The organism is Paracerasibacillus soli (assembly GCF_042432965.1).
GTDB classification, from domain to species: domain Bacteria; phylum Bacillota; class Bacilli; order Bacillales; family Amphibacillaceae; genus Paracerasibacillus; species Paracerasibacillus soli.
In genome coordinates this window covers 20487-34089 of the sequence record NZ_JBHLWL010000020.1, presented here as the reverse complement: position 1 = coordinate 34089, position 13603 = coordinate 20487, and the positions used below count along the sequence as shown (strand labels likewise).

The window sequence follows — 13603 nt, the reverse complement described above, 5'->3', positions numbered from 1 at the left end:
CATATAGAAGAAAAAGTATAAAAAAAATAAAAAAGTCCATTAAAATCCTTTATTTTTAGTATTTTTTTTATCATAATAAGTCTTGTGGATTTTTTTAAAAGGAGTGGTTGTTTGAAGAAAGTACTTATTTTGGGAACGCTTGTTAGTTCCATCCTTGTAGGGTGTATGGATAAAGAGGTGGAGAAAAGCGATGTCCAAAATAATATTGTCGGAAATAAATCTAGTGTAAGTGAAGCTAAAGATGTGCAAGTTAAAAGTAAAGGTACAGAAACATTAATAGAATACCCGATGTTAGAAGCGAATATTGACACATCTCTCTATGACACACAAGTTGTTGAAGATAATAAAAATAAACGAATTATTTTGTTTAAAGATCAAGAAACAGGGGAGATGGAATATAAAAGTATCTTCGCGAAAAGGGAAAAAAGACTTAAAATTTTATCGACACAAGATGGATTGATTTTTAATGAAATTATTATGTAGTATCTCAAGTTCGTCAGGATGAAATTGGCAAAATTTCGCCATAATTAAAGGAAAAGGCTTAATTGTAGGTTTCATACGGTATGATAGTTTTATTTCTGTTGGGTAAACTATTTACAACATGTCATTTTAAAATAATCTTTGGAAGCTAGGCATGAAATAGGTGTATAATTTTAATTGTACTTAGAGAGGTTATTCAATATATATCGAAGTTTTTCAATAAAATGGAGGGCTACATATGTTTAAAAAGAAGCCGGATAAGTTTGCGTCATACCTCGTTGATTTTGCTAATCACTTGCACGAAACAGCGAAGTACTTTGTTCAGTTTAAAATTAATGATAAGGAAACCTTGCATGAGTTTGCGATGACGATTAAGACATATGAGTCAGAAGCTGATGAAAAAGTGCATGCTATTATTCGTGATTTGAACCAAGCATTTATTACCCCAATTGAACGTGAAGATATTTTACAGTTAGCGATGCGTTTAGATGATATTATCGACGGCATGGAAGAGCTAACTGCACTTATGGATGTGTACCAGATCATCAATTCCAATCACTATATCGACCAGTTTACGGAATACATATATAAATGTTCCGAGGAAATCGTCACATCCATTCAAATGATTGCGGATGGTAAATTAAGTAATATTGAGCCACATGTTATACGCATTAAAGATCATGAAAGTAAATGTGATATTATTTATCTGGAAGCTTTGCGCAGCTTATTTCAAGATGAACAAGCTAATCCTTTACAAGTAATTAAGTACAAGGAAATTTATGAAGTGTTAGAAGAAATTGCTGATCATTGTCAAGACGTAGCAAGTACACTACAAAGCATTATTATGAAAAATGCATAACGAAGGGATAATTTATGGATAGTTTACTCGTCATTGTCATATTAATCGTTGTAGCAGCACTCATTTTTGATTTTATAAATGGATTCCATGATACCGCAAATGCCATTGCAACGTCTGTCTCAACAAAGGCGCTAACACCTAGAAGAGCAATTATGCTTGCTGCTGTTATGAACTTTCTAGGAGCGATAACTTTTACAGGTGTTGCCAAAACAATTACAAGTGGAATTGTTAATCCATTTGATTTAAACAATGGAACAACTGTTATTTTAGCAGCCCTACTTGCTGCAATTGCTTGGAATTTGATTACATGGTATTTTGGAATACCAAGTAGTTCTTCACATGCTATTATTGGAGCCATTACTGGTGGAGTCATCGTTTCTGCTGGGTTTGGCGCTGTTCAATATAAAGGATTTATCTCCATATTAGAAGGTCTATTTCTTTCACCAGTTATTGCCTTCATTGCCGGTTATATTATTTATTCCATCATAAAAATGATATTTAAAAATAGTAATTTAGCAAAAACAAATAAACGTTTTCGAATGGTTCAAGTGTTAACTGCCGCTGTTCAATCTTATTCCCATGGTACAAACGATGCACAAAAATCAATGGGGATTATTACGATGGCATTAATTGTTGGAGGCTTCCACGCAACGGATGACGTGCCGTTTTGGGTACAAATCGCTTGTGCCACCGCCATGGCTTTAGGAACATCGATTGGTGGTTGGAGAATTATCAAAACGGTAGGCGGAAAAATAATGAAAATCCGCCCAGTTAATGGTGTAGCAGCAGATTTAACTGGAGCAACAGTTATTTTCGGCGCAACGTTATTTCATTTACCTGTTAGTACAACACATGTTATTTCTTCCGCCATTTTAGGTGTTGGTTCCTCTCACCGAGTGAAAGGTGTAAACTGGGGAGTAGCGAAGCGGATGGTTGTTACTTGGGTGATAACATTACCGATTTCCGCTACACTTGGAGGATTGTTTTATTTATTGCTAAACTTATTTTTATAATCTACTTCTTGATTTACCATTTAGCAAAATAGGAACATGAATTTAAAATAAATGTATAAAAAAAGATTATCCAGGTCATACTATGACTATTAATCTTCCCCTTTATGGAACAGATCTTGATTAATCAGGGTCTGTTCTTTTTATTTTGTATAAAATTCTTAAGAAAGCCCCGTCATATTTTAAATGACCCTTTTGAACAACTCCATAAAACTGTATAATGAAAGCAAATAATATATGTTACAAAAAGGTGTGTGTGAAGCTTCATGAAAAGGAAATTGGCTATTATATGTAGTGTGATGATTTTTGCTGGACTCAGTATTTTTTTATTTCAAGCTACGGTAGGTAAAAAAGGTGCTGCAGACGCTACTGCAACGCGGTCTATTTTTTCAACGAAACAAGAAAAGTTTATTTCAGAAAAGGATATGCAGCAAATGGTTGAAAAGACTACCACACCACTTGCCACTGCAACGCCAACAACGGCAAAACTGAAAAATGATCAGGAACTCGATCGCAAATTAAAGGAGGTTATCGCTTCCGGTCCTTTACAAGGTGCCAGTGTTGGTGTAAGTGTACGTGATGCAAAAGATGGGACATTAATTTACTCACATCATGGAGATACAAATTTTCAACCAGCTTCCAATATGAAGTTGCTTACTGGTGCTGCTGCGCTTGAAACATTGGGTGGAGATTATACATTTGAAACGGAAATTTTAACGGACGGAAAAATAGATGGAAACGTATTGGAAGGAAATTTATACATAAAGGGAAAAGGTGATCCAACCTTATTAAAGGAGAATCTTGATACGTTTGCAAAACAATTACACGAAAAAGGGATTCAAAAAGTAACTGGTCATCTCATTGGTGATGATACGTGGTATGATGATGAGCGATATTCACAGGATTTAAACTGGTCGGATGAATTTAATTATACAGGTGCAGCTGTATCGGCGTTGACGATGTCACCGAATGATGATTATGACACAGGCTCGATTATTGTGACAGTGAAGGCCAATGAAAAGGTAGGTCAAGCACCTCATATAGAAATTCAACCAAAAAATGATTATGTAAAAGTCATCAATCATGCAAAAACTGTACGGAAAGGCGAATTAAATCAAGTAACGATAGAACGTGAACATGGCACAAATAATTTAATAATAGACGGGGCCATTCCAAGTGGTTCTTCTAAAGAAGTATGGCGTGCGGTTTGGGAACCAACAGATTTTACTTTGTATATGTTGCAAGCATCATTAACGGAACACGGTATCAAGATATCTTCGGAAGTGAAACGTAAGAAAACACCAAAGGATGCGACAGTGCTTGTAACACATGAATCTATGCCATTGGAAAAAATACTGATTCCTTTTATGAAGCTGAGTAATAACGGACATGCGGAGATGCTTGTAAAGGAAATGGGGAGATTTGCTAAAGGAGAAGGAAGTTGGGATAAGGGCTTGGAAGTGATGGCAGACCAACTGAAAGGTTTAGGAATGGATAAAGGGCGTTTCCTATTACGGGACGGATCGGGCATGTCACATAAAGATATTGTTCAACCAAACGAACTGACAGCATTATTATACAATGTACAAAGTAAAGTGTGGTTTCCAGCATATGAAGCCTCACAGCCCGTTGCAGGTGAACATGAGCGATTAGTAGGGGGAACATTAAGTTATCGCTTAACAGATGACCTAACAAAAGGAAAAGTGAAAGCAAAAACAGGCTCATTAACAGGCGTAAATACGTTATCTGGATATATGACAACCAAAAACGGAAAGAACCTCATCTTCTCCATCATGATCAACAATTATATCGACGGCCACATCACAGACTACATCGACACCATAGTCAAAATCCTAGCCGAATGAAACATGGGGACGGTTCTCCTGTTTCACTTTGCAGCTGAAACAGGAGGGTGATTCTCGTGCTTGATACATGGGGACGGTTCTGATGTTTCACTTTGTGAGTGAAACAAGGGGGGGAACATGGAGACGGCACCCTGTTTCATCATGGTTTTATAGTTCATTTTTCCTTTTCTCATCAAATTCTCATTTTATTCTCAGACTGTTTTAATGGTGCTATCTTATGATGGAATTAATTACAAAAGACAGAGGAGATTAACCAACATGAGAACAATTATTATTACAGTAGCGAGTGTACTTGTTATAGTAGGTGGTGCGATTGGAGTAAGCGCACTGCAGCATCATCAAGATGAACAGGAAGACCTAAACGTTTCGAATAAAGAAGGAGAAGTTCAGAAACAAGAACCAGTAAATAATGATGTTCAAGAAAGTAGTCAAGAGAGTGAACTAGAAAAGCTCCCTGAATGGAATGACCTTCGTACATATGTAGATGTCGACAATTTTGTAGTAAAGGTTGTCGAGGATCATGATAACAAGCGGATTATTGTGATGGAAGATGAGAATGGCCAAGCTCAATTTAAAAGCATTTTTGTAAAAAGACAAAATCACTTAAAAATCATTGATTTAAACGGTGGACTTATATATAGCGGAAAAATTTCATCTGAGAAAGTTACAGATGATGCAACAGAAAGTGATGCACAAAGCCAATCAACCACGGCGGACGATTCTGATGTAAGCACATTACCGGAGTATAAGAACTTAACTAAAAACGTAGATATTGCGGGATTAAAAATCACAGTGGTAGAAGATAATGCAAATAAACGTGTAATGGTTTTAAAAGATGAAAACGGTCATGAACAGTACAAAAGTATATTTGTAAAAAAACAAAACATACAAAAGATCATTGATTATAAAGGCGGTTTAATTTTTAACGGAAGCCTGTAAATAGAATTTCAAAGTTTGGATCCAAAACCCATCCTGCCGTGGTACAGCACCAGTACCTTGGCAGGATGGGCTTTTTAATGGATAAGATAGGAATCGTAACTTACCCCCTTGGTAGTTTGTGATGAAGATGAAACAGAAGAACCGTCCCCATGTGTCAAATTCTCATGGATTTCTCATTTCTTTCACAGTGTATTTTAAAAAAGTTGTTTTATGATGTAGTTAATCAAACAAGAGGAGATGGACAAACATGAAGACAGTTATTTTATCAGCAGCAAGTGCATTATTATTAGCAGGAGGATTTACAGGTGTTAGCACAGTACATCATAACCAGGGGCATTACACACCAGTTATGACACTTTCACAAACGGAGCAGGATGTAACTACCTTACCTGAGTGGAATAATTTAACAAACTATGTGGACGTTACAAAATATAAAGCAAAGGTTGTGGAAAATAATGTAGGCAACCGTGTGATTGTATTAAAAGATAAAAATGGCCATGATCAATTTAAAAGTATTTTTGTAAAAAGACAAAGCATCCAAAAAATCATCGACTACAAAGGTGGTTTAGTATTTAATGGAACTTTAACTTCCAATGGTAAAGCAAAAGCAACTGTAAAAAATGAAAAGAAAACAAACGTGTCAAAAAAGGCAACTACAAATACGACACAACAAAAAGTAACCCAAAAGGCGAAAAGTGAGAAAGTAACAAAGAAATCACAGAAGCAAACTACAACAACAAATATTAGCAAATTCACTGAGTATCAAAACATTAAAAAACATGTAAATGTAGCTAAGTATCAAGCAAAGGTAGTAGAAGACAATGCAAATAAACGCATCATTGTATTAAAAGATAAAAAAGGCCATGTACAATATAAGAGCATTTTTGTAAAAAGACAAGGTATACATAAAATTGTGAACGTTAAAGGGGGCTTGGTATATAAAGGTACTTTGACATCTAAAGGTACAATTAAAGTAAAAGCAAATACAAAAACACAAGTGTCAAAAAAGGCAACTACAAAAACAACACAACAAAAAGTAACCCAAAAGGCGAAAAGTGAGAAAGTAACAAAAAAATCACAAAAACAAACTACAGCAACAAATATTAGTAAATTACCTGAGTATCAAAACTTAAAAAAACATGTGAATGTAGCTAAGTATCAAGTAAAAGTAGTAGAAGACAATGCAAATAAACGCGTCATTGTTTTAAAAGATAAAAAAGGTCGCGCACAATATAAAAGTATTTTTGTAAAAAGACAAAGTATCCAAAAAATCATCAATTTAAAAGGAGGATTAGTCTTTAACGGAAGCTTATAAGAGGAAAGTTCAAAGAGGTCTATACGGTTCTGAAGATCCATCTTTTGAACAAACTAAAAGCAGTAAACTAACTTTTTCAAAAAAATAATCCCTGAGTCAAAACCCATTCTCAAAACATGAGGATGGGTTTTATTAATTTAAATTTTTAACGGGAGTTTTGCCTGGATTTTAAAACAATAAGGGAATCATGTAATATAGAGATAATGATATGGAGATAAACGAATAGAGGAGGTCACTTCATTGGAATTCAGGCAATTACTATATTTTGTGGAAGTAGCACAGCATAAAAGTATTACAAAGGCAGCGGAACAATTGCATATCTCGCAGCCTGCGTTGAGTAAGTCTATTATGGCTTTGGAGGAGGAGTTAGGTACCACATTGCTCATACGAACAAATAAGACAAGCCATTTAACAGATGCGGGCAATGTAGTATTAGAGTATGCTCGAAAAATGACAGGATTAATTGATGAAATGAAATTGACGTTGAGTGATTTGACTAATCTATCTATTGGCCAACTTAATATTGGATTGCCACCTTTTATTGGGAGTTTATTTTTCCCACGTGTAATGGCAAAGTTTCACAAAGCTTATCCTAATATTAAACTAGATATTACGGAGTATGGCGGTGCGCGGATCGTAAAGAGTGTGGAAGAGGAAGAATTTGAACTTGGTGTAGCGGTATTGCCTGTTGATGAGGAAATATTTCACACATATCCAATTGTTGAGGAAGAAATGATGCTACTTGTTCATCAAGATCATCCTTTGGCTTCACGTAAAGAAGTAGATATAAAGGATTTAAAGGACGAGGTATTTATTTTTTACCATGAAGAATTTGCGTTGAACCAAATTATTCGCAACCACTTTTTTATTACAGCTGGATTTGAGCCTAATATATTATTTAAAAGTTCCCAGTGGGATTTGATGTCTGAAATGGTTGCTGCAAATTTAGGATTATCGATTTTGCCACGGTCGATCTGTAACCGACTATTTACAAAGGATACGAATATTATTAGATTGAAACCGACGATTATGTGGAGACTGGCTGTGATCACTAAAAAGGGCCGTTATATTTCAAATGCAGGTAGAGCCTTCATTGATTTTATTTTGAAAGACCCATTATAACGAAAAGTTATGAAAACCATTCCAGATATGTATTTTACGAATGGTGGAAAATGCCGTAATATGATTCTTAGACATATATTTTATAAAAATCAGTTATGAAGAAGGAAGTCTTTTAGGTGAAAAAGCTAGGAATCATTATTATACAAGTTTTATTTTTGCATGTTTTTCTCTTTTTAGGCATGGCGTTAAAGCATGTTTTATCATTACCAATCCCAGGATCGATGTTTGGATTGCTGTTATTATTTCTAGCCCTAAGCTTTCGAATTGTTAAAATTGAGTGGGTGGAGCAGGGAGCCAGTTGGTTAATGGCAGAGCTATTGCTATTCTTTGTTCCGTCGGCTGTAGGAATTGTGAATTACCAACAAATCATGAGTATGCAGGGACTGGAAATTGTTTTACTCATTACAATTAGTACCATTATCGTAATGGGATTAACTGGCCTAACTGCAGATAAGATAGCTGCTAGAAAAGGGAGTCGATCTTAAATGATGGTAATTGTGTTTACAATCGTTACTTATCTTATCTATGTTGCATCGAAAAAGGTGTATAAGAAAGTAACATTTCCGTTATTTCATCCATTATTACTCTCGCCTATTTTGTTAATTGTATTGATTTTATTGATGCATGTTTCAGCAGATCAGTATTTACAAGATTCAAAATGGCTATCCCATATGTTAGGGCCTGCTACTGTTGCCTTTGCTGTCCCCATTTATAAAAATATGGCCGTTGTAAGAAAAAATATGGGGATAATTTTGATTAGCATCACGACGGGAACACTAGTGGCGATTTTTTCAACATTAGCATTATCCAAGTTGATTCATTTAAATTATGATTTTGTTACTTCTATTTTGCCAAGGTCAATTACAACTCCAATCGCGATAGAAGTGTCAAAGGAAATTGGCGGGTTACCAACATTGACGACAGTCTTTGTTATCATAACAGGGGTTGTTGGTGGTGTCGTAGGACCAAGTGTACTTAGATGGCTTTCCATTAAAACGCCTATTGCCAAAGGACTTGCACTCGGAATGGGCGCACACGGAGTCGGCACGAACAAAGCAATGGAATATGGTAAACAAGAAGCAACCTTCTCCTCATTAGCAATGATCTTCGCAGCATTCATTACACTTATTTGGGGCGTACTATTAATCCCACATTTGTGATTTGAAACAGAGGTGAAACAGAGGGACGGTTCTCGTGCATCATCAAAATGAAGCATGAGAACCGTCCCTCTGTTTTGCTAAAATGAAGCGGAGGAGCTGTTTCTGCGCTTCCCCTCGCTTCATTAAATTTATATAAACAAACCAACAATAGTTGCTGAAAAGGCGGATGCTAATGATGCTACAAAGAGCAGTTTTAATCCGAATGAGGAGATTTCCTTTGCCTTTTGACCGTTTAATGCTTGTACGGATCCAGCAATAATACCGATACTAGAGAAGTTACTAAATGATACAAGATATGTCGAGATGATTGCTTGTCCTTTTGGAGATAGATGATTGGCAATGTCTTGTAAGGATAGCATCCCAACAAATTCGTTTGTTACCAATTTCGTCCCCATTAATCCCCCTACTTGCATAATATCATGAATTGGTGTGCCCATGATGAAGGCAATCGGTGCAAATACATAACCTAAAATAGTTTGTAAATCTACTCCCGCAAGGCCGTTTAGTACAGCATTAACTAAGGCGATCAAGCCAACATATGCAATCAATTGGGATGCAACAATAAGTGCAATCTTTCCACCATCTAAAGCACCATTAGAAATTGCATCAAACACATTTCGCGTCTGTACAATCCCTTTTATGTCTACTTGTTCATCATCTTTCTCCACTTTTACAGGGAAAATCGTAGAAGACATGATAAGTGCACTAAACATATTGAGTACCATAGCTGTGAACACAAACTTTGGTGGAATCATGGCGATGTAGCTACCGACAATGGAAGCAGATACAGAACCCATCGCAGAAGTCGATATAATGAATAGTCTATTTCTGTTTAAGGTAGCTAACTGATTTTTTATCATCAGGAATACTTCACTCTGTCCAAAAAAGACAGAACCTACCGCAACGAATGATTCAACTTTTGGAAGTCCGGTTATTTTAGAAAGCCCTCCCCCTACCCATTTAATCAATAAAGGTAAGACTTTGATATGTGTTAAAACAGAAAGAATCGTCGAAGTAAATACGATGATAAGGAGTACGTTAATAAAGAAAGGAGCCTGTCCTTCTGGAATCCAGCCCCCGACTACAAAGTCAACTCCCTCTAAGCCAAACTCAACAAGTTTAGTAAACACATTTCCAATGGAATTAAGAACCCTCAACCCAATATTCGTGTTTAACATAAGAAATGTAAGGACTATTTGCATACCAAACATAATACCAATTGCCCTAAAATTTATGTTTTTCCGGTCCTTCGACATAGCCCAAGCTATTCCAAGAAAAACTAACAAGCCAAGTATACCAATTAAGAACTGCATAAAAAAATTCCCTTCTGCCTAATCTAAGATGTTTTTTATTTCACAATGAATTATTGTATCAGCGCCAAGAAGAATAATCAATGAGTGAAACATGGGTGAAACATGGGGACGGTTCTTCTGCGTCATTTTCATCAACCAAAATAGCAGAGGAAATATGAAACGGGAGAACCGTCCCTGCGTTTCATCCCACCTGTCTCCTATTCCACGTGTTTCAGCCAAGAAAGAGTGAAACAGCAGAACCGTCCCCATGTTTCAAAAGGAGTATTTTTCGTGTATGAGGTTCGTTGCGGCAGTATATGTATCTCCATGATAGGATAGGCGGAAATATAGTGATTTTAGAAATGCTGTGACATTTAATCTTTGATGATAAGTTGTAGTTTGTGCAGGTTGAGAATCCAGCATATCATGAATCTTTTCCACCATGCTCATTATCCAATCAATCATTAGTTGTTCTTTTAAATTTCTACTTATGAGTGCATCTACTGCAAAGAGTAGCCGATTATCCTCTTCGTCTTTATATTGCCCATCTTTAAATAAACAAGCCATCATCGTATCAAGACAGTTATTGGCATTTTCCATATCAAAAACAGGATGATTGATCGCTGCAGCTAAATAATCAGCCCCATGTGCAATGCTATGTGCCCAGCCCTTTTCCTCCACATATCCACGTGTATCTTGTTCTTCGTTTAAATAATTAATACTACATGCAATAGCATGCTTTATTTCTACAATAGGTAAATCCAATTTCTCCCGATCGTGATTCAATAGCAATGCCAACACTAAGGCTGAAAAAGAACGTGTAAACACAGAATCTGTTTTCGATTCCCCAATGCGATAAAAAAGGTAATCGTCAGTCACACATTTTTGTAATAAATAGGTCCGCTGTTCTATCGTGAAAAAGTCATGATAGATTAGGTTACCGAAAGTCGTATAAATTAATTCATCCCGTAACACAGGGTCAGTCGAACCAATATTTTGTAGCATGTCTTCGATTAACACATCTAGATTTAACTGTTGGATTTGTTTGTGATCATGAAAGTTTAATGATTGTAATGTCGCTTTTAAATTAGTCATATTCTTTTCCTTTTTAGATTTTTTATGTTTTCAATGAAGTCATCTATTTCACCGTTAACATGTGTTACGCCGTCTATATAATAAAACGTACTAGCATGTGCAGGTGTAATTTCATCCGCAGCATAGATGAAAATCTGCTTGTGCAGTGCAATAGCCATACCAAGCTCAATATGACTCCCCTTTCCAGCTGGAAGCATCATAATGAAAAGCTCACTGTCTGCTACCGCCTGCTTTTCAATCCGTCCAATCCTTTTAAGCGTTGAAACATCTACCGCCCGTTCATTTTCTGTCCAGTCATACGTATGAACGAATCCTGATTCTTGTAATGCCGTACTTACATACCGAACGTTCGCTTTATTAGCAAAGCTAGAGGCAATGTAAAACCTCATGACTCCACCCCTCTTCGCAAATCCTCCCACTCACTCGCAAGCATGCCATATACAACATGATCAACGTAATGATTGTACAGCCATTCTGCTTGGCGAACTTGCCCTTCCTTTGTGAATCCGAGTCGTTCTGGTATCGCACGACTTTTTTTATTTTCATAGGCAGCACGAATATCGACACGATTTAATTGTAATTGTTTAAATGCGTAGTCTGTTAAAGCACTTGCAACTCTCGTCATAATACCTAAACCTTGGTATTTCACATCAAGCCAATAACCAATGAACCCAATCCGATTGCGCCAATCAAATCCATTAAATCCAGCAACTCCGACAAGCTTATCTTTATAAAAAATCCCCGCAGTTAGTCCAGTCTGTTCTGCATAAATATGAAAGGAATTCTCAATAAATTGCTTGGAATCAGCAACAGTTTTCGTTTCATCCACCCACGGTAACCATTCCTTTAAATAATGTCGCGACCGATCGGTTATCGTAAATAAACGCTCTGCCTCACCCGTCATCAACATGCGCAGTAAGACTTCCTCATCCACCTCGTAAATAAACATCTCATCCCAGCTCTCTGTAAAATGTATTTAGAATAGTTTATCATACATCCGCTCATAAGGTGACCCACAAAACAAAGTAGACATTTCAATTACGATGAACTTGCAATCCTCATAGGCAAAAAATAAAAAAACTCCTATTACTACTTGTTCATTGTAGAAAGTAGTAATAAGAGCCATTCATTTAAATATTTAATATCCTTGCATCGTTTGATTTAAATCATCTGCCAAATTAGATAGCTTCGTACCTGCCTCGCCAACTTCTTTTAATATACTTGTGAAATTGACCATATCTTGGTTACTTCGTTCGTTTTGTTCTTTGCTAGTAGTACTAGCATGAAGAATCTCATCAAAGCTTTTCGCAGTGTCCTGGACATTTTTATTTGCCGATAATGTATTGGATTTCACTTCATCGATTTGTTTTACGACATCTTCAATTTGTTTTGTTGTGGAGATAATCAATTCTGTAATATTACTAGAAGATGACTTTGTTTGTTCAGCAAGCTTCCTAACTTCATCCGCAACAACAGAAAATCCTTTGCCATGTTCCCCCGCCCTTGCAGCTTCAATCGCAGCATTAAGGGCTAAAAGATTTGTCTGTTCTGCAACAGAAGTAATCATCGCGACAATATCACCAATTTTTCTAGAGTTTACCTCTAATGAATTAATGCTCGTTTGAATTTCATCTACACTATCTTTTAATGATTCTGTATGCTGAATGACTTGATCTAATTGTTTTCTTCCAGTCGTGGAAGTTTCCGATGTCGCAATGGAGGATTGTAACCCCTTACTTAAATCAGATTGCATGGACTCAGAACGTAGTACGACATCCGCCACAGAAGCCCCTACTTCCTCTGACATCGCAGCTAGATCTTGTGTAATCGCACCAATTGTTTTCTTAATCCCTTGTTTCGCTTGCAATTCTTGTTGGGTAATTGCTTCATTTTGTAGTTCTTGTAAACTGGATAAACAAAGTTGCATCTCTAAATTAAAGATTTTGGTTGTAGCTTTAGAAGCGAGTAAAAAGCTATCGATATCATCTTTATATGTATCTTTTAAAATATCTAATATGTTGTTTACAAACGCCTGATTTGTACAAAGGTACCATCTAACCTCGACACCAGTTGTAAGATAATAGTTACTTAGCTGATATCTTCTCTGGGCAAACTGATCATCAATGATACCATCAAAAAATCCCACAACATATTGTTGGCTACCTTCCAAGTCAATTCCTATAGGCGTCATGTCTACAACACTTCTAATACCAGGGAAACGGTTGTTGTAGACAGGATTATATATATCCGCAATATGATCTTGAATAAGTGGCTGTATAACTTTTGCTACAGCTAAATCATCCACTGTTAGATCAATGAAGGATAACTGTTGTAACAAATTTTTATCATGTTTCACATCAATTTTTACATGTGGAAGTTGCTTTTTAGCCTCTTCCCTTAAACTACTTTCTATTTTATCTTTTCTTGCAAATATACTCATCAATAACTCTCCTCGGTAAAATTATG

The 13603-nt window shown here is 36.3% G+C and carries 14 protein-coding genes; 9 read left to right on the top strand and 5 right to left on the bottom strand.

Features of this window, described 5'->3' with window-relative positions; translation table 11 throughout:
* Nucleotides 1-111: 111 nt before the first annotated feature.
* The 9 genes from ACFFIS_RS06090 to ACFFIS_RS06050 all read left to right on the top strand — a co-directional run bounded on the left by ACFFIS_RS06090 (nucleotide 112) and on the right by ACFFIS_RS06050 (nucleotide 8750).
* On the top strand, nucleotides 112-483 hold the full coding sequence (locus tag ACFFIS_RS06090) for a hypothetical protein (RefSeq protein WP_320380766.1): 372 nt from the start codon (nucleotides 112-114) through the stop codon (nucleotides 481-483).
* A gap of 235 nt (nucleotides 484-718) precedes the next feature.
* On the top strand, nucleotides 719-1339 hold the full coding sequence (locus tag ACFFIS_RS06085; RefSeq protein WP_320380764.1) for a DUF47 domain-containing protein: 621 nt from the start codon (nucleotides 719-721) through the stop codon (nucleotides 1337-1339).
* Nucleotides 1340-1353: 14 nt separating this feature from the next.
* Entirely contained in the window at nucleotides 1354-2352 is a 999-nt protein-coding gene (locus tag ACFFIS_RS06080; protein ID WP_320380763.1) for an inorganic phosphate transporter, read from the top strand.
* A gap of 263 nt (nucleotides 2353-2615) precedes the next feature.
* Entirely contained in the window at nucleotides 2616-4214 is a 1599-nt protein-coding gene (dacB, locus tag ACFFIS_RS06075; RefSeq protein ID WP_390186609.1) for a D-alanyl-D-alanine carboxypeptidase/D-alanyl-D-alanine endopeptidase, read from the top strand.
* Nucleotides 4215-4472: 258 nt separating this feature from the next.
* Nucleotides 4473-5153 carry a hypothetical protein gene (locus tag ACFFIS_RS06070; RefSeq protein WP_390186607.1) on the top strand — a complete coding sequence of 227 codons (681 nt, stop codon included), beginning with the start codon at nucleotides 4473-4475 and terminating at the stop codon, nucleotides 5151-5153.
* Between the two features lie 247 nt (nucleotides 5154-5400).
* Nucleotides 5401-6468: a hypothetical protein gene (locus tag ACFFIS_RS06065; protein WP_390186605.1), complete on the top strand. Its 1068-nt coding sequence runs from the start codon at nucleotides 5401-5403 to the stop codon at nucleotides 6466-6468.
* 240 nt (nucleotides 6469-6708) lie between these two features.
* A complete protein-coding gene (locus ACFFIS_RS06060) occupies nucleotides 6709-7590 on the top strand; it encodes a LysR family transcriptional regulator (protein ID WP_320380755.1) in 882 nt (293 codons plus the stop codon).
* Nucleotides 7591-7706: 116 nt separating this feature from the next.
* Nucleotides 7707-8075, top strand: a complete 369-nt coding sequence (locus tag ACFFIS_RS06055; protein WP_320380754.1) for a CidA/LrgA family protein — start codon at nucleotides 7707-7709, stop codon at nucleotides 8073-8075.
* Nucleotides 8076-8750: an LrgB family protein gene (locus tag ACFFIS_RS06050; RefSeq protein WP_320380753.1), complete on the top strand. Its 675-nt coding sequence runs from the start codon at nucleotides 8076-8078 to the stop codon at nucleotides 8748-8750.
* A 128-nt stretch (nucleotides 8751-8878) separates the two neighbouring features.
* Here ACFFIS_RS06050 and ACFFIS_RS06045 read toward each other — a convergent pair whose 3' ends face one another.
* From ACFFIS_RS06045 to ACFFIS_RS06025, 5 genes are all read right to left on the bottom strand, one after another.
* Nucleotides 8879-10063 carry a NupC/NupG family nucleoside CNT transporter gene (locus ACFFIS_RS06045; protein ID WP_320380752.1) on the bottom strand — a complete coding sequence of 395 codons (1185 nt, stop codon included), beginning with the start codon at nucleotides 10061-10063 and terminating at the stop codon, nucleotides 8879-8881.
* 252 nt (nucleotides 10064-10315) lie between these two features.
* Nucleotides 10316-11137 (bottom strand): DUF2785 domain-containing protein, encoded by an 822-nt coding sequence (locus ACFFIS_RS06040; protein ID WP_390186603.1) that lies wholly within the window; start codon nucleotides 11135-11137, stop codon nucleotides 10316-10318.
* Nucleotides 11134-11526: a nucleoside 2-deoxyribosyltransferase gene (locus ACFFIS_RS06035; protein ID WP_320380750.1), complete on the bottom strand. Its 393-nt coding sequence runs from the start codon at nucleotides 11524-11526 to the stop codon at nucleotides 11134-11136. The genes ACFFIS_RS06040 and ACFFIS_RS06035 overlap by 4 nt, the downstream gene beginning before the upstream one ends.
* Nucleotides 11523-12086: a GNAT family N-acetyltransferase gene (locus ACFFIS_RS06030; RefSeq protein WP_320380749.1), complete on the bottom strand. Its 564-nt coding sequence runs from the start codon at nucleotides 12084-12086 to the stop codon at nucleotides 11523-11525. The genes ACFFIS_RS06035 and ACFFIS_RS06030 overlap by 4 nt, the downstream gene beginning before the upstream one ends.
* A 189-nt stretch (nucleotides 12087-12275) precedes the next feature.
* The gene (locus ACFFIS_RS06025; RefSeq protein WP_320380748.1) at nucleotides 12276-13577 is read right to left on the bottom strand and encodes a globin-coupled sensor protein; all 1302 of its coding nucleotides are present in this window, start codon (nucleotides 13575-13577) and stop codon (nucleotides 12276-12278) included.
* Between the last annotated feature and the right edge of the window lie 26 nt (nucleotides 13578-13603).